The organism is Petrotoga mobilis SJ95, from assembly GCF_000018605.1.
Classification (GTDB): domain Bacteria; phylum Thermotogota; class Thermotogae; order Petrotogales; family Petrotogaceae; genus Petrotoga; species Petrotoga mobilis.
Window position 1 is genome coordinate 1,574,412 of the sequence record NC_010003.1, and the last position, 19,787, is coordinate 1,594,198.

Genomic DNA, 19,787 nt, shown 5'->3' on the forward strand with positions numbered 1-19,787 from the left:
AATGCACCAATGAAAAATAAAGTTTACTTTATAATTTAATAAATGTTATGAATAAAATTTGCCTTGAATGTTTTGAAATTTAAAGAGGTGATAATATTGAATGAACATCATCCTTATGTGATTTGGGCAAGAGAAGTGATAGAAGCATATGTAAAAGAAAAGAGAAAAATAGATTTTAATGAAACTCTTCCAAAAGATTTATTTAACAAAAAAAGAGGTTGCTTTGTGAGCCTTCACAAAAGCTCTGGAGAATTGAGAGGTTGTATTGGTACCATTATGCCCGTTTACGATAATTTAATCATGGAAATAAGAGAAAATGCGATCTCTGCTGCCACAAGTGATCCGCGGTTCCCTCCTCTTTCGCCAAAAGAATTAGACGATCTAGTTATTTCTGTTGATGTTCTATCCGATTTAGAAAAAGTTAACGATATTCTTGAGCTAGATCCCAAAATCTTCGGAATAGTTGTTAAAAGTGGTTACAAAAGAGGTGTTCTTCTACCTGACCTAGAAGGAGTTGATACCGTAGAAGAACAATTGAGAATAGTAAAATTAAAAGCGGGAATTTATAAAAATGAACCAATAGAAATATATAAATTCACTGTGGAAAGGTTCTTTTAAAATTATCGAGGTGAAGTAAATGAAAATTAATTCCTTGTTTTATGAGGAATTTAAAGATGATATTTTGAAATGTACCTTATGTCCTCACCAATGTATATTATATCCTGGCAAAACAGGGATATGTAGGGTTAGGCAAAATGTAAAAGGTGAGATGTATTCATTGAATTATGGGGACGTTACCAGTATGGCTCTTGATCCGATGGAGAAAAAACCACTTTTTCATTTTCATCCGGGTGAAAAAATCCTTTCTCTGGGGACCTGGGGCTGTAATTTAAAATGCCCTTTTTGTCAAAATTACGAAATTGCACATATGAAACCTGAATATCAAAAGAAAATATATCCCAGCGCTATTCCATCTTTGATTGATAATTATGGCGTTCGGGGTGTTGCGTATACATATTCGGAACCGATAGTTTGGTATGAATTCGTTTTAGATTCATCAAGGCAGGTGAAGTACGCTAATCCTGACAACTACAATGTTTTAGTAACAAACGGATTCATAAATGAAAAACCCTTGAGACTTATGCTACAATATATAGACGCGATGAATATAGACCTAAAAGTATACAATGATAAGAATTATATGAAACTATTAAAAGGGGGATTAGAACCTGTTAAAAACACGATAAAAATAGCCTATGAAGAAGGAATTCACATTGAAGTAACTACATTGGTAGTTCCCAAAGTAAACGATAATTTAGATGAATTAGAAGAAGAGTTTTCATGGTTGGCAAACATTTCTAAAGATATTCCTCTTCATTTATCTAGATATTTTCCTGCATATAAATATAACGAATCACCGACAGATATCAACTTTTTAGAAAGAACCTATGAGCTTGCAAAAAAATATCTCAATTTTGTATATCTTGGAAACATTTTGTCTTCAACATACGAAAATACTTATTGTCCAGATTGTGGAACACTCCTTATTCAAAGAAAAGGATACGACATAAAAATTGAAAATCTGAATGAAAACGGAGAGTGTAAAAATTGCGGCAGAAAAATATGCATAGTTTAAGAGTATATCTTTATATAGCTGCACTTGGTGTAGGAGTACTTTTGTTATCTTTGTTGTTATTTTCTAAGCCGACCCCAGTTTACGAAGAAAAAGAGTTCCCAGTACTTGGCACTATTGTAAGGGTAAAAGTAGCAGGGGATAAAGTATCTTCAAATGTTTTGTTGAATACAGCAGAACAAGAGTTGTACAGATTACACAACAAATTTAGTCCCAACGTCGAAGGTAGTATAATCCAAAAATTAAATACTGACAGAAAGGTTGAAGTCGACGAAGAGGGATTATTTTTATTTCAAGCTACCTACAATTATGCAGTAATAACAGGTGGGGCTTTCGACCCTACAGTGAGACCTTTACTTAAATTGTGGGGATTTGATGACATAAATTCTCCAAAAAAAGTTCCAATCCAAGAAGAAATCAATAGAACATTAGAAAACGTTGATTATAGATTCATAAAAATTGATGAAGAAAAGAGAGAAATTTCTTTACTAAAAGATGGTGTCGAAGTAGACTTAGGAGGAATAGCTAAAGGATATGCAATTGATTTAGTTATACAAAAAATTAAGGAAATAGATCCTGGAGCTACAGGTTTTGTCGATGCGGGGGGAGATATTGGAATAATAGGTCCAAAGTTTGGAGAACTTGCCTGGGTTATAGGGATAAGGGATCCTTTTTCACAAGATGCCTTAAAATCGATAGATACAATTTATTTAACAAGCGGTGCTGTTGCCACATCTGGAGATTACGAAAGATTTTTTATCGAAGACGGTAAAAAATATCATCATATATTAGATCCAGAAGATGGTTATCCTGCAGGAAACGCATCCAGTGTAACTGTTATAGCAGAAAAAGCGATGATAGCGGACGTCTTTTCTACGGCTCTTTTCGTTTTAGGATACGATAACCCTGCCTTAGATTATTTCACAGATTTTGGCATTCAAGCTTTGATTATATCTCCAACAGGGGAAAGTACTGAGACAAGTGGTTTTGACTATTTTCGGGAGAAAATGTGAGAGTTTATGAAATTCACTAAGAAAAATGATCTGTACCTACTTTTAGTTGTAATATTGTTAGTTTTAGTAATGATTTTTATGAACGCTTTTCCTAAAAAGGGCATAAACGGTGCAGAAGTTTACTTAAAAGGGGAGCAAATTTTACAAATAACAAAAGAAGGAACTTACAGCATAACAAATGATGAAGGTGAGTTATTGATGAATGTAGAATACATAGATCAAAGAATTAGAGTTACCGATTCATCATGTCCCTTGAAAGTCTGTGAAAATACAGGATGGGTAGAAAATCCTAATCAACCCATTATTTGTATTCCAAATGAAATAGTTGTAAAACCATTAGGTAACGCAGATGACACGGGGATTGACATCTATACATGGTAAAAAGAACAAAAACAATATCATATATATCTATTTTAACCGCATTAGCTTCCGCAATTTACTATGTTGAATCCTTTTTACCCATGCCTGTTTCAGTGCCTGGTGCGAGATGGGGGTTTTCTAACTTCCCTTTGTTGTTGTCTGTAGTGAGTGGAATTAGCATTACTAATACCTTGTACATAGCTTTGTTAAAAACTTTGCTTGGTTCAATACTAAGTGGAAGGTTTTTATCTCCCGTATTTTGGATGGGATTGGGAGGATCACTCGCCAGTGCTTTATTTATGTCCTTATCCTTCAAAATTACCAACAAATTTGGTATTTTAGGAATTAGTGAAATTGGAGCCTTTTTCAGCAACACTGTACAATTAATAATCGCCAGTCTTTTTATTGTTAAATCACCTAATATTTTTTGGTATTACCCTTACATGCTTTTTTTCGGTATAATAACGGCATTCATAAACGGAGCAATTGTGAGTTATATTTTAAGGAGTGTGAACCTTGATAGATTCAAAAGTTGAATTGGTTTTAGGATCCTCATCCCCACGAAGACAAGAACTTTTAAAATTAATAACAAAAAATTTTACGATCAGAACAGCTAATACTGATGAAACTTATAACTCTACGACACCTTCTGAAATTGTACAAGAAATTTCATATAAAAAAAGTAAAAATATAGAAATTTCACCTCGAGAGCTTCTCATAACGGCTGATACTATAGTAACTTTGGATGGAAAAATATTTGGAAAGCCTCACAATTACGATGAAGCTTTCGAAATGCTTCAAACATTATCGAATAAAACTCATTGTGTTTACACAGGAGTAACTTTAAGATCAATGGAAAAATTCTCTTCCTTTTATGAAGTTTCGAAAGTAACTTTTTACAAATTGGATGAAGAAGTGATAGATTTTTATATAAAAAATAACAACGTATATGACAAAGCGGGAGCCTATGCTATTCAAGATTTTGCCGCTGTTTTTGTCAAAAAAATTGAAGGTGATTACTACAACATAATGGGTCTACCTATTGCAAAATTATACTGGCAATTGAGACATATGTTAGCAACCTCATAAAAACATTTCAAATATTCCAAAATTCCTATCAAAAGCCGAAAAGGAGAGAGTAATGGAAGATCAACTAAAACCAAGAGAGAAACTAGAAAAATATGGGCCCCAATCTCTCACAGACCAGGAACTTATAGCCATCATTTTAAGACATGGAGTTAGAAATTATAACGTATTTGATGTTTCCGAACAAATATTAAAAAAGTATAAAACATTGAGTGAATTGGTCGATATATCACTTGAAGAAATATCAAAAGAAAAAGGAGTAGGAAAAGTTGGAGCAATAAATCTAAAAGCTGCGTTAGAAATAGGCAAAAGATATCACCTTCAAAAATTGCGTCAAAAGTATCAAAAGGTAACCTCTCCAGAAGAAGCATACCATGTTTGTGAGGACATGATATATCTCAGCACAGAAACTGTAAGAGCTATTTTTTTAGATTCTAAACTCCACATCATTACTATCAAAGATATTTCCAACGGAACGGTAAATATGTCAATTGCTCACCCGCGAGATATTTTTAGAGAAGCTATAATGTATAATGCAGTATCTTTTATTTTAGTACATAATCACCCATCAGGGGATCCCACACCGAGCATGCACGATAGGGACATTACCAAAAAAATTATGGATTCTGGTGAGATCTTAGGTATCAACATGAACGATCATATAATTATTGGAAAGGATTCTTATTTCAGTTTTACTTTGGATAGGAGTGAAAAAATTGACTAATGAAAATAATAATGCAGAAGATAAATTGCGAAATTTATACAAAATAAAAGAAGAAATCGAAAAAGAATTAGAAAAAAAAGGCATAAGAAAACCTGACACACAGCAAAAAAAGAAAACAACTAAAACCATATATGAGGCTGATTACGAAATAGAAAAATTAAGTGTCTCAATAAACAATATAAATAATTGGTTAGATTTGATAATTTACGATATAGATCTATCGAACGAGAAATTGTCGAATTTTTTTGAAATCAGGTTAAGTCACAAATCTCTTCAAGAATATTCAAATCAATTTGGCATGATGCACCTATTCAGAAACGATTTTCAAAAGGCCGAAAAATTTTTTGAAAGAAAAAGTGACTTAGACTCTAAGATAAACATGGGTTTTTTGAAAATCATACGTGATGACGAGGACTCAAATAAATATTTTACTGAACTAATCAATACACACCCAAAAAATGGTTTAGTATATTTAACTCTCAGTCTATTATTTCTAAAAAGAAAAGATTTTTTTAACGCCTACAAAATGATCAAAGTGGCTAATTCCCTATTAGATTATTCTTTTATAAACATGGGACTGAGCACTTATGAGAAAGATTTTCAAAAATCTTTATCCTTTTTATCAAAAGCTTACCTTGAAGGGAAAGCAAAAAAGGTTGTAAATCTGATTAACTATTACGTAAGTCTATTTATTTCCGATTCCGAAAAAGCTTTCTCCACCTTTGCTCTATTGAAAGAAGATAAAACTCCATGTGTAAACTGTATCAAAACCTTATCGAGCTCTGAAAAAGTAGAACCTCCGAGTTATTGCCCATTTTATGAAAGAATACTATTTCATACTGGTAATCCTAAACCTTACAAAGCCGAAGACTCTGAACTTTACGAAATATTATTCTACAAATACTACCAAGAAAAAGATATACAGCAATTCAATTCGTATGCTAAAAAAATTGAACAGTTTTTCAACAATGTTCCACTAATATTTTTATCATCAACAGAAACCACTTCTAAAAAAGTAATAGGAGATCTATTTACACAATACAAAACAGGAGTCAAAGTCAATTTAAAAGGGCCTAACTATTATGACAACCTAAACAAAGCGATAATAGATCTTAAAACTAAGTACCAAAAGAACTTTACATTCTTTTTAGATTTACCTTTTTATGAAGCATTGAGATTATTATTTGGATGGAGGATCTGCCAATATCTATACAAGTAACGGCATGGCGAAGCCCTCCCCCCCAGAGTCTAAGGGACCGCAGGTCCCTTCCATAGAAGGGTAGGGAGCGGGGCGAAGAGGTTAAAATAAAGAATAAGCGCACTTTACATAAAAAATTTAAAAATCATTTTCAAAAATTAAGAATTTGATTTTAAAAGGGTCACAGGGCGAAGCCCTCCTTCCACCAGAGTCTAAGGGACCACAGGTCCCTTCCATAGAAGGGTGGGGAGCGGGGCGAAGAGGTTAAAATAAAGAATAAGCGCACTTTACATAAAAAATTTAAAAATCATTTTCAAAAATTAAGAATTTGATTTTAAAAGGGTCACAGGGCGAAGCCCTCCCCCCCCAGAGTCTGAGAGGGACCGCAGGTCCCTTCCATAGAAGGGTGGGGAGCGGGGAATGGGCGCTATATACAATGTTTTAGAGTATAATTTTTAAAAATAAGGGGAGGACTACTATGACTTCACTAGCAGAAAGCGGCAAAAAGAAAATAGAATGGGTAAAAAAGCACATGAAAGTTTTAAACTATTTAAAAGATCTATACCAAACAGAAAAACCCTTTGAAGGGGTAAATGTAGCTGTAAGCATCCATTTAGAGGCGAAAACAGCCTATTTAGGAATAGTATTACACGAATTAGGTGCCAACGTTGCTATAACAGGGAGTAACCCCTTATCCACACAAGAAGATGTCGTAGAAGCTCTGAAAGAATATGGACTCAATGTACATGCAGAAAGAACTTTAGATGAATCAGTCTACTGGAAAAATATCGATAAAATATTAGAAACTAATCCTAACATAATTTTAGACGACGGAGCAGATTTGGGAATAACCTTGATAGAGAAACACCCTGAAAAAGTAAGCAATCTCTGGGGAATCTGTGAAGAAACCACCACAGGTGTAAAAAGATACAAATCCCTCTTCAAAGAAAATAAATTACCTGTACCTGTGATTTTAATAAACGACTCTTACATGAAATATTTGTTCGACAACAGATACGGTACAGGCCAATCAACGTGGGACGGGATTATGAGATCAACTAACCTTTCTGTTTCTGGTAAAATAGTAGTTGTAGCAGGGTACGGTTGGTGTGGTAAAGGTGTTGCCATGAGAGCAAAGGGATTAGGCGCCAACGTTATAATAACCGAAGTTGATCCAATAAAAGCTAACGAAGCGATAATGGATGGATTTAGAGTTATGAAAATGGATGAAGCAGTAAAATACGGGGATTTTTTTGTAACGGTAACAGGTGACATCGATGTAATAACGAAGAGGCACTTTTTAGAAATGAAAGAAGGTGCGATTCTTTCCAATGCCGGACATTTTGACGTTGAAGTAAAGGTAAAAGATTTGGAAGAAGTTGCGGTAGACAAAATCAACGTAAGAAACGGAGTAGAAGAATACAAATTACCAAACGGGAAAAGCGTATTTTTATTAGGACAAGGAAGACTGGTTAATCTTGTTAACGGCGATGGTCATCCCGCAGAAATAATGGATCTCTCCTTTAGTTTACAGTTAGAGGGTGCAAAATATATAAAAGAAAACCACCAAAATATGAAAGTAAATCTTTCCCCAGTACCTTATGAAATAGACGAAAAAATAGCACAAATTAACCTAAAAACATTAGGAATTGAGATAGACACCCTATCTGAAGAGCAAAAAGATTATTTGAATAGTTGGAAATAATATAAAAGGGGCACCAGTAGGCGCCCCTTTCACTCAATCAAATCTGCATACATTGGAAAACGTTGACAGAGAGAAACAACATCTTTTTTAATTTCTTGTGCTAAATCTTTATCTATATTCCCTTCTTCATCAAGAACATTGTTTGCAACTTTTGCTATCATTGAAGCGATTTCTTTCATTTCTTCTTCTTTCATACCACGTGTGGTAACCGCAGGGGTACCAATCCTTATTCCACTAGTCACAAAAGGCGACAACGTTTCTTTGGGAACAGTATTCTTATTAACTGTAATATCGCATTGCCCTAAAGCCTTTTCCAAGGCTTTCCCTGTTATATTAAGCTCAGATAGATCCACCAAGAACAAATGCGTATCCGTTCCACCTGAGACGATTCTCAAATTTTTACTAGCAAGTTCATTGCTTAAAGCTTTAGAATTTCTAACAACTTGTTTCTGATATTCTTTGAACTCTCCACTCATAGCTTCTTTAAAAGCAACAGCCTTTGCCGCTATTATATGTTCTAAGGGACCGCCTTGTATCCCTGGAAAAATAATTTTATTGATTGATTTGTAAATATCACTATCGTTTGTGAGAATAATCCCACCTCTTGGCCCTCTTAAAGTTTTATGCGTTGTCGAAGTAACGACATGCGCGTACTCAACTGGGTTTGGATGAATACCAGCGGCAACTAATCCTGCAAAATGGGCCATATCAACCATTAAATACGCACCAACTTCATCGGCTATCTCTCTAAATCTTTTAAAATCTATTATCCTAGAGTATGCACTCCCACCTGCCACAATAACTTTAGGTTTTGCATCCTTCGCTATTCTTTCAACCTCATCATAATTGATTGTTTCCGTTTCTTCATCGACACCATAAGAAACAACATTGAACAACATACCTGAGAAATTTACTGGAGCGCCATGGGTTAGATGGCCACCATGGCTCAACGACATTCCCATTAATGTATCCCCAGGTTTCATAAGCGCTAGATAAGCGCCCATATTCGCTTGGGACCCTGAATGGGGTTGAACGTTCGCAAACTTTGCATTGAAAAGTTCTTTTGCTCTATCCCGAGCAAGCGTCTCAACCTCGTCTATATATTCACATCCTCCATAATATCTTCTTTTTGGGTAACCTTCGGCATATTTATTCGTAAAAATACTTCCTGCGGCTTCCATAACAGATTTTGACGCATAATTCTCTGATGCAATCAATTCTAAACCATACTCTTGCCTTTTAAGCTCTTTTTGAAGAATCTCGTAAACTTCGTTATCAGAACTCTTTAAATCTTCCCACACTGTCAACACCTCTTTTTTAAAATTATAAGATTGCTCATTAAAAAATCATGTTTTTAATATTTTAACACACTATTTAATTTTCGAAATTAATTAAGATCAGCTATCATATATCAATGTTAAAATTTTATTATGAAATATATTTCATGAAATTTTTTTCATATGCCCAATAAATGCTTCTAATCGTCAATAAACGTCTGTAATCGTCTGTAACTGACTTTGACTTATCTCGATTATTTGATTATAATTGAGTTGTAGGATAAATAATGAAAAGGGGGGCAAATTATGAACTACGAAAAAAAGTTTTCAAAAGTTGCAAAAACGGCGAAAGCAAGCATTATAAGGGAATTATTGAAGGTAGCTTCTGAGCCTGAAACGATATCGTTTGGTGGGGGTGTACCTGATCCAGAGACTTTTCCTCGAGAAGAATTAGGAGAAATTGCGGCAAAAATTGTTAAAGAAGAATACAAAATAACACTACAGTATGGTCCTACCGAGGGAGATAACGAATTAAAAAACGCTTATATAAATCTACTAAAAAAACACGAAGGAATAGAAGGGGTATCTCCGGAGAATATGTTGATAACTGTTGGTTCCCAGCAAGCCCTACAATTGATAGGTCTAGCACTGCTCGATGAAGATTCTTACTGTGCTGTAGGAAAACCAGTTTATTTGGGTGCAGTCAGCGCTTTTAGACAAATGTTTCCTAAATTTATGGAAATACCTTTAGAAGATGATGGAATGAATGTTGATATCCTTGAAGAAAAATTAGAAGAGTTAGTAACTAAGGGAGAAATAGATAAGTTTAAATTCGTTTACGTGGTGCCTACATTTCAAAATCCTGCTGGGGTAACTATGTCGTTAGAAAAAAGAAAGAAATTAATTAACTTAGCACATAAATATGATTTTTTAATTCTCGAGGATGATCCTTATGGTTCGTTGAGATTTGAGGGAGAACCAATTCCGTCAATTTACTCTCTTGATCCAGAAAGAACGGTCTTATTAAACACATTTTCTAAAATTTTGTGTCCAGGTCTGAGAATTGGGATAATTGTTGCATCAAAAGACTTATTAAGAAAGCTAACAATACTTAAACAAGGTGTAGATCTATGTACACCATCTTTGACCCAGAGACTAGCCGCTAGATACCTCCAAGCTCACGATAGGATCGAACAGTTAAAACCCACATTAGAACTTTATAAATCAAAAAAAGATACGATGTTGAAGGCGTTAGAAGAGGAATTCGGTGATATGCAAGGGGTAAGTTGGACTCGCCCGGAGGGTGGGCTCTTCATATGGTTAACTTTTCCAGAATGGGTAGATACTATGGAAATGTTTGAAGAAGCAAAGAAGAACAAAGTATTGTACGTTCCGGGAGAGGCATTTTATGTAAACGAGGTGGAAAAAAATCACATGCGATTATCTTTCTGCCTTCCTTCACACGAAGAAATAAAAGAGGGTATAAGAAGATTGAGAAAAGTTGCAGAAAATTATGTAAATGCGAATTCTATCCGTAGCAAATCCTAAAAAACTGATTATGGGAGGAGCTTTATGTATAAAATATTGGTCATAAATCCAGGTGCAACGTCTACAAAGCTCTCACTTTTTGAGGATGAGAAAGAAGTAATCTCAGAAAGTATAGAGCATTCCGTTAGCGAGATAGAAAATTGTAAAACGATTATGGACCAACTTCCTTTTCGTAAAAAGTGCGTAGAAGATTTTCTAAAAAGATACAACATATCTATCAATGAATTAGATGCGATAGCTGCTAGAGGGGGGATACTTCCTCCTATGAAAAGTGGAACTTACCAGGTGAATGAGGATATGGTTAATTACCTAAAAACCAAAACAAGAGTTGAACACGCATCGAACCTAGCTGCTGTAATAGCCTTTGAACTATCAAAGAATTCCTCGAAAGGCTTACCTGTTTTCATTACTGATCCTATTTCTGTTGATGAGTTTATCCCCGAGGCGAGAATTTCTGGAATACCACAACTTGAAAGACACAGTTTATTCCACGCTTTGAACATGAAAATAGTTGCAAGATTCGCTGCTAAAGAATTGAATAAAGAATATGAAAAATGCAATTTTGTCATAGCTCACTTGGGCGGTGGAATCTCTGTTGGTGCGCAGAGAAAAGGCCTTATGATCGACGTTAACAACGCAACAGATGAAGGACCTTTTAGCTCACAAAGAACGGGAGAATTACCAATGGGGGACCTTGCAAAATGGATTTTTAAAAATATGCATTCATACTCCAAAAATGATGTCAAATCAACATTTGTAGGAAAAGGAGGTTTGTTTGCATATTTAAAAACAGCAAGTTTAAAAGATGCTTTAAAACTTGCCGAAAAAGATGAATATGCAAAATTAATTGTAGAAGCCATGGCTTATCAAGTCTCAAAGGAAATAGGTGGGATGGCAGCAATTCTGGGTGGAGATCTCGATGCAATTATCTTAACTGGTGGAATGGCTCACAGTGACTACTTTGTTGAATTGATCAAAAGAAGGATCGATAAGTTAGGGGTGGTAATGGTTTACCCTGGAGCTTACGAGATGGAAGGACTCGCCTTAGGAGCCTTGAGAGCACTCGAACAGTTGGAAGATACAAAGATATGGGAGGGTGAAAATATTTTATGAAAATTGAGAACATTAGACAGATTATCGAATTAGTAAAAAATGAGCACAGATCAAAAACGATTGCGGTGGCAGCTGCCGAAGATGATGTTGTCTTGAAAGCTGTTCAAAAAGCTAAGGAAATTGATTTATGTAACTTTATCTTGTACGGAGATAAAACAAAGATCCAACATATATCAGAAGAAATTGGACTTGATACCACCAACATAGAAATCAGAGATGCTTCAACCCCTCTTGAAGCAGCAAAAGGAGCAATACAAGCCGTTGCCAATGGAGAAGCCGATCTTCCTATGAAAGGAAAACTTAACACCTCTGAGATTTTATCGGTATATTTAAAGGATGAATATGGTTTAAAAACAGGAAAAACGATGAATTTAGTCTGTGTCTTTGAAATACCCAGATACCACAAGTTGTTGATAATCTCTGATGCTGGTATGGTGATTGCTCCAACTCTTGAACAAAAAGTTGATATTATAAACAACGCTGTGTCAGTAGCCCATAAGTTAGGTATAGAAACACCAAAAGTTGCCGTTGTAGGGGCATTAGAGCAGGTTAACCCCAAGATGCCTGCAACAGTAGAAGCGGCAATATTAGCACAAATGAACAGAAGAGGCCAGATAAAAGGATGCATAGTAGACGGACCTTTTGCTATGGACAATGCCATTTCTAAAGAAGCTGCTACACACAAAGGAATAAACAGTGAAGTCGCTGGAGATGCGGATATATTAATCATGCCCGATATAGAAGCGGGAAACATATTGTATAAGACCTTAGTATATTTCGCCGATGCAAAGCTGGCGAGTTCAATTGTAGGGGGCAAAAAACCGGTAGTTTTAACCTCTAGAGCCGATAGTGATGAATCCAAACTCAACGCCATGGCGTTTTCAATCTTGATGTCTTAAATTTAAAAAGGAGAATTCATATGTATAAAATTCTCGTTATAAATCCAGGGTCCACATCGACTAAAATTGCTGTTTATGAAGATGAAAATCAAAGGCTAAAAAAAGTCATAGATCACGATGTGAACGAATTGAAAAAATACAAGACTGTTGCCGATCAATACGAATTGAGGAAGAATACGATTTTACAGTTTTTGAATGAAGAAGGAATAAACTTACACAGTTTTTCAGCCATCATTGGGCGCGGAGGACTCTTAAGACCTATACCAAGTGGAACTTATGAAATAACTGATCAGATGTTAGAAGAGTTACAAAAAGCCAAATACGGAGAACACGAATCAAATTTAGGGGCTCTTATAGCAAACGAACTAGCTGAACAGATTGGTGTAAAAGCTTACATAGCCGATCCCGTTGTGGTGGATGAGATGGAAGATATAGCAAGAGTTTCAGGTCACCCTTTCTTTCAAAGAAAATCGATTTTTCATGCTTTAAATCAAAAAGCAGTAGCAAGATCGCTCAGTGAAAAATTAGGCCGTGATTATTATGACTTGAATCTCATCGTTGTTCATATGGGCGGGGGGATATCCATCGGAGCACACAAAAAAGGCAGGGTAATTGATGTGAACAATGCCCTTGATGGAGATGGCCCTTTCACCCCCGAAAGATCTGGGACGTTGCCCCTTGTTGGGTTTATAGACCTTTGCTACTCAGGAAAGTATTCTGAAGGTGAAATAAGAAAGTTCATAAAAGGTAATGGAGGGTTAATTGCTTATTTAGGTACTAACGATGTGAGAGAGGTCGTAAAAAGAATAAAAAACGGGGATAAAAAAGCCGAATTAGTATATTCTGGGTTGATACATCAAATCGTTAAATGGATAGGTAAAATGTCAGCAGTTTTGAATTTTGACGTTGATGCCATAGCTTTAACTGGCGGAATGGCATACGAAAATGAGTTTCTTGTTCCTCAAATAAAAGAAAAAGTAAGTTTCATCGCCCCAGTGTATGTGTTTCCTGGAGGAGACGAAGAAAAAGCCTTAGCCTTAGCGGCGCTTAGAGTATTAAAAAAAGAAGAACAAGCAAAAACGTACTAATAAGGAGCTCTAAATACATGTTGAAAAATTTATTAAAAGATTATCAAGTTCATATTTTTGTTGGGATGTTTGGTTCTGGAAAAACGGAAGTTTCTATGAACGTAGCCTTGGAATTAAAAAAAGAGAACAAGAATGTAGCAATTGCGGATTTGGATATAATAAGCCCGTATTTTCGGGTAAGAGATAAAATTGAAGAATTGAATCGAAAAGATATTAAGGTAATCGCTCCCCCAGAAAAATACATGCATGCAGACGTTCCCATTGTACCTGGTGAGATAGGAGGATACATAACAAACCAAGATTATAAAACGGTAATAGACGTCGGGGGAAACGAAGATGGTGTAAAAGTTTTAGGATCTTTAAAAAATTATATAGATAATGCAAAATGTGCTCTGTATTTTGTAATCAACACGAGAAGACCTTTTATGGATACTAAGGAATATATAATAAAAAATTTGCAATCTCTAGAAAATAGTTCACGATTAAAAATAAATTATTTAGTTGTAAATTCAAACATTCAAAATGAAACAACTAAAGAAATCATAGAAGAAGGAGAAAACATAATAGGAGAAGTATCCAACATAACAAATATTCCCATCAAATTTACAGTAGTAACTAGAGATTTAGAGGATAAGATAAACACTAAGTTTGAAAAATTTGTGATTCAAAGATTTTTTGGGAACTATGGTTTTTGCTGATCTGTGCAAAATAGTTTGTTTGCAATGCTTTAGAAATGTCTCCCAAAATCTCGTTTGCTACGCTTTTGCAGCTCTGTGCAAAAAGTTTTTTTGGGATAAATTTAAATTTGGGGGTTCTTAAGGGGGTATCCCCTTTTGCAGCTCTGTGCAAAAAGTTTTTTTGGGATAAATTTAAATTTGGGGGTTCTTAAGGGGGTACCCCCCTTAATGCCAATAAATGATTGGAGGGAAAACGATGAAAGAGACAAAGTTTGCAATTGATATCGATAAAGAAAGGTGCAAAGGGTGCGGTCTCTGTATTCAAGCTTGTCCCAAAGATGTCCTTGAATTTTCTAAAGGGTACAACAACAAAGGGTATCATCCAGCACAAGTTAAAAACATCGAAAATTGTATAGGATGCGGTTTTTGCTATCAAATGTGTCCCGATGTATGTATAACTGTAAAAGTACTAGAAAAGGCAAGGAGTTGATTTTTATGGAAAAAACCGAAAAAGTTATGGTTAAGGGTACAGAAGCAATAGGTGAAGCTGCAATAAGAGCAGGATGTAGATTATATTTTGGTTACCCAATTACTCCTCAAAGTGAATTAACAGAATACATGGCAAGAAGATTACCTGAAGTAAATGGGACTTTTTTACAAGCTGAAAGTGAAGTTGCCGTGGCAAATATGATATATGGAGCAGCTAGCACCGGAAAAAGGGTTATGACCTCCACTTCTTCTCCTGGATTCTCTTTAATGCAAGAAGGGGTTTCTTACATAGCAGGGGCTGAACTCCCATGCGTTTTTGTAAACGTGATGAGAGGAGGACCTGGCTTAGGAGATATTCAACCAGCGCAATCAGACTATTTTCAAGCCACAAAAGGGGGCGGACATGGCGATTATAAATTGATCGTATATGGTCCTGAATCCCTTCAAGAAGCTGTTGAATTGACCATTCGTGCTTTCGATGTAGCCGATAAGTACAGAATCCCAGTGTTAGTGTTAACAGATGGATTACTTGGTCAAATGATGGAGCCAGTTTCATTTCCTAGCTTTAAAAATCTAAACACTTTACCCGATCATTCGGATTGGGCATTGACTGGAACAAAAATGCAGCGAGAAGTACACAGAGTTACATCTTTTGATTTGGACCCTGTGAAATTAGAAAAAATGAATATTCAAAGACATGAAAAATACAAAACAATAGTAAAAGAAGAAAAACTATTTGAAGAATACAAATTAAACGATGCGGAAATTGTGTTGGTTGCCTATGGGACGATGGGAAGAATAGTAAAATCAGTTGCAGATAGTGCCAGAGAAAAAGGCGTAAAAGCGGGGGTATTTCGCCCAATAAGTTTATGGCCCTTTCCATATGAAGAATTAGGAAGATACGCTGAAAACGCTAAATTGTTCTTCACAGTAGAAATGAGTTTTGGTCAGATGGTGGAAGATGTAAGACTGGCAGTCAACGGAAAAAAGCCTGTAGAATTTTATGGAAGAACAGGCGGTATAATTCCAACCCCGGGAGAAGTATTGGCAAAATTAATGGAAATAATTTAAAAGAAGGTGAAGTTAATGGCCTATGCAGAAAGGTTTAAAGCACCAACATCATTAAGTGGAAAAGAGTTTACATATTGCCCAGGATGTTCTCACGGAATTGTTCATAGATTGATCGCTGAAGTAATAGACGAACTTGACATACAAGGGAAAACTATAATGGTTGCACCTGTTGGATGTTCCGTATTTGCTTACGAATTTTTTGATGTAGATGGCACTGTAGCAGCTCACGGAAGGGCACCTGCCGTAGCTACTGGTATTAAAAGAGCCAGCCCAGATAATGTTGTTTTTACATACCAAGGAGACGGTGATTTAGCAGCTATTGGAACCGCAGAAATAATACATGCAGCAAACAGAGGAGAACGTATTACAACCATTTTTATAAACAATGCTATATACGGTATGACAGGAGGGCAAATGGCACCAACTACCCTTTTAGGAATGAAAACTACAACTACCCCATATGGAAGAAGAGAAAATATTGAAGGGTATCCCATTCATGTTTCAGAAGTTCTAAAAGAATTGTCAGGAGTGGCGTTTCTAGCTCGTACAAAAGTTACAACTCCACAAGACGTAATAAAAACAAAAAAGTATTTAAAAAAGGCTTTTTATGCTCAACTCAATAATATAGGTTTTGGTTTAGTTGAAGTTTTATCAACATGTCCCACTAATTGGGGATTAACACCCATAGAATCTATGAAGTGGTTGGAAGATAATATGGTAAAAGAGTTCCCTTTAGGTGTATATGTTGATAAAGTTGGAGAAGTTCGCTAATCATCTTATATTCCCTTGTTCTTACAAATATCAAAGGGAATAAATAAATGGAGGTGTTTTTATGTCATACCATGGATTAATAGCCGCCGGCTTTGGTGGACAAGGTGTCATGCTTTTCGGTCAGATAATTTCTTTAGCGGCTATGATTGATGGAAAATATACCACATGGCTTCCATCCTACGGACCTGAAATGCGAGGTGGAACAGCTAACTGTACGGTAATAATCTCTGATGAATACATTGCCTCGCCAGTTTTAGACGAACCAAATGAAGTTGCTGCCTTCAATATTCCGTCTATGATAAAGTTTGAAAAAACATTGAAAGAGAATGGGCTATTGTTGATCAACTCTTCTGTGATCGATAGGAAACCAGAAAGAAAAGACATACAGTTAGTAAAAGTACCAGCCAATGAAATAGCAGACGAGCTTGGGAATTTAAAAGTTTTAAATATGGTTATGCTTGGAGCTTACTTAAAAGCAACTCAAGCGGTAAGCTTTGAAGCCGTAGAAGAAGCGTTGAAAGAAAAGTTGACAGGGAAAAAGGGAAAATTGCTAGAAATAAATTTAAAAGCAATAAAAGCAGGAATGAAAGAAACTGTAAAATAAGAAAATAATATAATAAATGCTGGGAATTTTCCAGCATTTATTATTTTTAATGGCGGAGAGAGTGGGATTTGAACCCACGGACAGCTTTTAACCGTCACACGCTCTCCAGGCGTGCGCCTTCGACCACTCGGCCATCTCTCCATAATAGTTATTAACTTTTCCGAAAGTTATTATATCATAATAATCCCTTACCGTCAACCATCCACAAAACTAAATGTCGTTATATTTTAGATAATCCCAAATTAGGAACAACATCCAACTCTAACGTATCAAACATGTTTCTTACATATTTTTCGTATCCAGCCCGGCATATCATTGCTGCATTATCAGTACATAACGATTGTCTTGGATAATAGATATTCAATTTGTCTTTAAAAGCATTCAATTTTTCTCTCAACAGGGAGTTTGCAGCAACTCCCCCTGCTATTACAATATCTTTTATATTTTCTTTAATCGCAAATTTAGTAACTTTATGAACAAGGGTGTCTATTATCGCTTCTTGAAATGAAGCGGCTATATCTTCTTTTTTTGCCTGCGGATAATCTCTTACAAAATACAAAACAGATGTTTTTAAGCCAGAAAAAGAAAAGTCGTATTCTTTATCGTACAAGGGTCTAGGAAAATCGTACAATTTTTGAGCCTTTTTTGAAATTTCATCTATAACTGGTCCTCCTGGATAACCCAAATCCAAAATCCTGGCGACTTTATCAAAGGCTTCTCCTGCCGCATCATCACGTGTTTCCCCTATTATTTCAAAGTCTAAATAATCTTTAACCAGCAAAATTGCTGTATGTCCACCGGAAACTAATAATGTGACAAAAGGAGGTTTCAGATTTGGGAAATCGAGAAAGTTAGCGTATATATGCCCCATTAAATGATTTACACCAATTAACGGTTTCCCCAAGGACAAAGACATCCCCTTAGCAAAACTCACCCCGATAAGTAAAGCCCCGATTAATCCAGGGCCGAAAGATACACTAACTGCATCTATGTCGTTTGGGGTAATTTGTGCCTCTTCGAAGGCTTTCAAACTTAGTTTGTACAAAACTTCGACATGTTTTCGAGCGGCAACTTCTGGTACAACTCCTCCAAATACCTTATGAACATCGATCTGTGAATTAACTAAATTAGAAAGCAGTTGATCTTTACCTTTTAATATCGCCACAGCCGTTTCATCACAAGATGTTTCTATTCCAAAAATGATTGGATCTTTTTCACTTTCTAATATGTTCAAGCGCTTTCTTTCCTTTTCACGGCTGGTTTTTTCTTAGTTACTACCTCTTCATCTATAACAATTTTATTAATTTTATTTTTTATCTCCGGAGCTTCATACATTACATCGAGCATTATCTCTTCAAATATTGTTTTTAAAGCCCTTGCACCCGTGCCTCGTTTCAAGGCTTGCGAACATATCTCTTTCATAGCTTCAGCAGTAATTTCTAGCTTTATACCTTCTATTTCCAACATCTTTTGATATTGTTTGAATAAAGCATTCTTTGGCTCCATGGCGATCTTAATGAGGTCTTCTTCATCCAAATCGTTGAGGGTTGCAACGACAGGGAACCTACCAACAAATTCTGGAATTAACCCATACTTAATAAGATCATCTTGGACAATATTTTTTAAGACCTCACCATCTCTCTGTTTGTTGTTACTTTTTATGTCGGCTCCAAATCCTAAAGAAGAATCCTTTACCCTGTGTTTTATTATGTCTGTCAAACCGTCAAACGCCCCTCCTGCAATAAAAAGAATCTTTGAGGTATCTATTTGGATAAATTCTTGGTAAGGATGTTTTCTTCCTCCTTGAGGGGGAACGTTTGCTAAAGTCCCTTCAACAATTTTAAGTAGTGCCTGTTGCACTCCTTCACCAGAAACGTCCCTGGTGATTGATGGGTTTGGCGATTTCCTTGATATTTTATCAATTTCATCGATATAAATTATCCCTTTTTCAGCTTTTTTTACATCATAATCACAAGCTTGCAAAAGCCTCAGTATAACGTTTTCAACATCTTCTCCAACGTATCCAGCTTCAGTCAAAGTGGTAGCATCTGCAATGGCAAAGGGAACATCTAATATCCGAGCCAAAGTTTGAGCGATCAAAGTCTTTCCAGTACCTGTGGGACCGATCAATAAAACGTTAGATTTATCTAACTCAACATCATTGATATTCTTTGAAGAATATATTCTCTTATAATGATTGTAAACAGCAACAGAAATTATTTTCTTAGCTGTTTCTTGACCAATTACATATTTATCAAGTTCTGATTTTATCTGTCGTGGAGTTGGAAGGGGTTTAACTTTTGTTTCAGTCTTTTCCCCGTTTTTTGTTTTATTCTCTTCAACTAACTCTTGAAAAAGATTAATACACTCGTCACAAATATAAATACCGTTAGGACCGGCAATTAAAGCCCCTGCTTGGCTTGCTGGTTTCCCACAAAAAGAGCAATACTTTTCTGACATCAATAATTCCTCCTGTTCTGTGTTTCTTTACTCTGTTTAAGATCGAGACTAATTATACCATGTATATGTTA

Annotated in this window: 21 protein-coding genes and 1 tRNA gene; 18 read left to right on the plus strand and 4 right to left on the minus strand. The window is 35.7% G+C overall.

The window, feature by feature from the left end; genetic code table 11:
- The first annotated feature begins 96 nt into the window (after positions 1 to 96).
- From amrA to PMOB_RS07535, 9 genes are all read left to right on the plus strand, one after another.
- Entirely contained in the window at positions 97 to 618 is a 522-nt protein-coding gene (gene amrA, locus PMOB_RS07495) for an AmmeMemoRadiSam system protein A (protein ID WP_012209261.1), read from the plus strand.
- Between the two features lie 19 nt (positions 619 to 637).
- Positions 638 to 1,636, plus strand: a complete 999-nt coding sequence (gene amrS, locus PMOB_RS07500; RefSeq protein ID WP_012209262.1) for an AmmeMemoRadiSam system radical SAM enzyme — start codon at positions 638 to 640, stop codon at positions 1,634 to 1,636.
- On the plus strand, positions 1,609 to 2,646 hold the full coding sequence (locus PMOB_RS07505) for an FAD:protein FMN transferase (RefSeq protein ID WP_012209263.1): 1,038 nt from the start codon (positions 1,609 to 1,611) through the stop codon (positions 2,644 to 2,646). Before amrS ends, PMOB_RS07505 begins: the two co-directional genes overlap by 28 nt.
- 6 nt (positions 2,647 to 2,652) lie before the next feature.
- Complete coding sequence (locus tag PMOB_RS07510; protein WP_012209264.1) at positions 2,653 to 3,027, plus strand: NusG domain II-containing protein; 375 nt, start codon at positions 2,653 to 2,655, stop codon at positions 3,025 to 3,027.
- Complete coding sequence (locus PMOB_RS07515) at positions 3,021 to 3,542, plus strand: Gx transporter family protein (RefSeq protein ID WP_012209265.1); 522 nt, start codon at positions 3,021 to 3,023, stop codon at positions 3,540 to 3,542. The genes PMOB_RS07510 and PMOB_RS07515 overlap by 7 nt, the downstream gene beginning before the upstream one ends.
- A complete protein-coding gene (locus tag PMOB_RS07520; RefSeq protein ID WP_012209266.1) occupies positions 3,523 to 4,095 on the plus strand; it encodes a Maf family protein in 573 nt (190 codons plus the stop codon). The genes PMOB_RS07515 and PMOB_RS07520 overlap by 20 nt, the downstream gene beginning before the upstream one ends.
- Positions 4,096 to 4,147: 52 nt before the next feature.
- Positions 4,148 to 4,816, plus strand: coding sequence for a RadC family protein (gene radC / locus PMOB_RS07525; protein WP_012209267.1), 669 nt, complete (start codon positions 4,148 to 4,150; stop codon positions 4,814 to 4,816).
- The gene (locus tag PMOB_RS07530) at positions 4,809 to 6,035 is read left to right on the plus strand and encodes a tetratricopeptide repeat protein (protein WP_012209268.1); all 1,227 of its coding nucleotides are present in this window, start codon (positions 4,809 to 4,811) and stop codon (positions 6,033 to 6,035) included. Before radC ends, PMOB_RS07530 begins: the two co-directional genes overlap by 8 nt.
- A gap of 457 nt (positions 6,036 to 6,492) precedes the next feature.
- The gene (locus PMOB_RS07535) at positions 6,493 to 7,719 is read left to right on the plus strand and encodes an adenosylhomocysteinase (protein ID WP_012209269.1); all 1,227 of its coding nucleotides are present in this window, start codon (positions 6,493 to 6,495) and stop codon (positions 7,717 to 7,719) included.
- Positions 7,720 to 7,748: 29 nt separating this feature from the next.
- Here PMOB_RS07535 and glyA read toward each other — a convergent pair whose 3' ends face one another.
- Positions 7,749 to 9,020 carry a serine hydroxymethyltransferase gene (gene glyA, locus PMOB_RS07540; RefSeq protein WP_012209270.1) on the minus strand — a complete coding sequence of 424 codons (1,272 nt, stop codon included), beginning with the start codon at positions 9,018 to 9,020 and terminating at the stop codon, positions 7,749 to 7,751.
- A gap of 282 nt (positions 9,021 to 9,302) precedes the next feature.
- On the opposite strand from glyA, the gene PMOB_RS07545 reads away from it, so the two are divergent.
- From PMOB_RS07545 to PMOB_RS07585, 9 genes are all read left to right on the plus strand, one after another.
- A complete protein-coding gene (locus PMOB_RS07545) occupies positions 9,303 to 10,544 on the plus strand; it encodes an aminotransferase-like domain-containing protein (RefSeq protein WP_012209271.1) in 1,242 nt (413 codons plus the stop codon).
- Positions 10,545 to 10,568: 24 nt separating this feature from the next.
- Positions 10,569 to 11,657 (plus strand): butyrate kinase, encoded by a 1,089-nt coding sequence (gene buk, locus PMOB_RS07550; RefSeq protein ID WP_012209272.1) that lies wholly within the window; start codon positions 10,569 to 10,571, stop codon positions 11,655 to 11,657.
- Positions 11,654 to 12,556 carry a bifunctional enoyl-CoA hydratase/phosphate acetyltransferase gene (locus PMOB_RS07555; RefSeq protein WP_012209273.1) on the plus strand — a complete coding sequence of 301 codons (903 nt, stop codon included), beginning with the start codon at positions 11,654 to 11,656 and terminating at the stop codon, positions 12,554 to 12,556. Before buk (PMOB_RS07550) ends, PMOB_RS07555 begins: the two co-directional genes overlap by 4 nt.
- 20 nt (positions 12,557 to 12,576) lie before the next feature.
- Positions 12,577 to 13,644, plus strand: a complete 1,068-nt coding sequence (gene buk, locus PMOB_RS07560) for a butyrate kinase (protein ID WP_012209274.1) — start codon at positions 12,577 to 12,579, stop codon at positions 13,642 to 13,644.
- 17 nt (positions 13,645 to 13,661) lie between these two features.
- The gene (locus tag PMOB_RS07565) at positions 13,662 to 14,342 is read left to right on the plus strand and encodes a P-loop NTPase family protein (protein ID WP_012209275.1); all 681 of its coding nucleotides are present in this window, start codon (positions 13,662 to 13,664) and stop codon (positions 14,340 to 14,342) included.
- 235 nt (positions 14,343 to 14,577) lie between these two features.
- A complete protein-coding gene (locus tag PMOB_RS07570; protein ID WP_012209276.1) occupies positions 14,578 to 14,811 on the plus strand; it encodes a 4Fe-4S dicluster domain-containing protein in 234 nt (77 codons plus the stop codon).
- A 5-nt stretch (positions 14,812 to 14,816) separates the two neighbouring features.
- Positions 14,817 to 15,881, plus strand: coding sequence for a 3-methyl-2-oxobutanoate dehydrogenase subunit VorB (locus PMOB_RS07575; protein WP_012209277.1), 1,065 nt, complete (start codon positions 14,817 to 14,819; stop codon positions 15,879 to 15,881).
- Between the two features lie 15 nt (positions 15,882 to 15,896).
- Positions 15,897 to 16,652: a thiamine pyrophosphate-dependent enzyme gene (locus PMOB_RS07580; RefSeq protein ID WP_012209278.1), complete on the plus strand. Its 756-nt coding sequence runs from the start codon at positions 15,897 to 15,899 to the stop codon at positions 16,650 to 16,652.
- A 61-nt stretch (positions 16,653 to 16,713) separates the two neighbouring features.
- Positions 16,714 to 17,256, plus strand: a complete 543-nt coding sequence (locus PMOB_RS07585) for a 2-oxoacid:acceptor oxidoreductase family protein (protein WP_012209279.1) — start codon at positions 16,714 to 16,716, stop codon at positions 17,254 to 17,256.
- Between the two features lie 50 nt (positions 17,257 to 17,306).
- Here PMOB_RS07585 and PMOB_RS07590 read toward each other — a convergent pair.
- The 3 genes from PMOB_RS07590 to clpX all read right to left on the minus strand — a co-directional run bounded on the left by PMOB_RS07590 (position 17,307) and on the right by clpX (position 19,716).
- Positions 17,307 to 17,397 (minus strand) — tRNA-Ser (locus PMOB_RS07590).
- Positions 17,398 to 17,476: 79 nt separating this feature from the next.
- Positions 17,477 to 18,490, minus strand: a complete 1,014-nt coding sequence (gene tsaD, locus PMOB_RS07595; RefSeq protein ID WP_012209280.1) for a tRNA (adenosine(37)-N6)-threonylcarbamoyltransferase complex transferase subunit TsaD — start codon at positions 18,488 to 18,490, stop codon at positions 17,477 to 17,479.
- Positions 18,487 to 19,716: an ATP-dependent Clp protease ATP-binding subunit ClpX gene (gene clpX, locus PMOB_RS07600; RefSeq protein WP_012209281.1), complete on the minus strand. Its 1,230-nt coding sequence runs from the start codon at positions 19,714 to 19,716 to the stop codon at positions 18,487 to 18,489. The genes tsaD and clpX overlap by 4 nt, the downstream gene beginning before the upstream one ends.
- Positions 19,717 to 19,787: the final 71 nt, after the last annotated feature.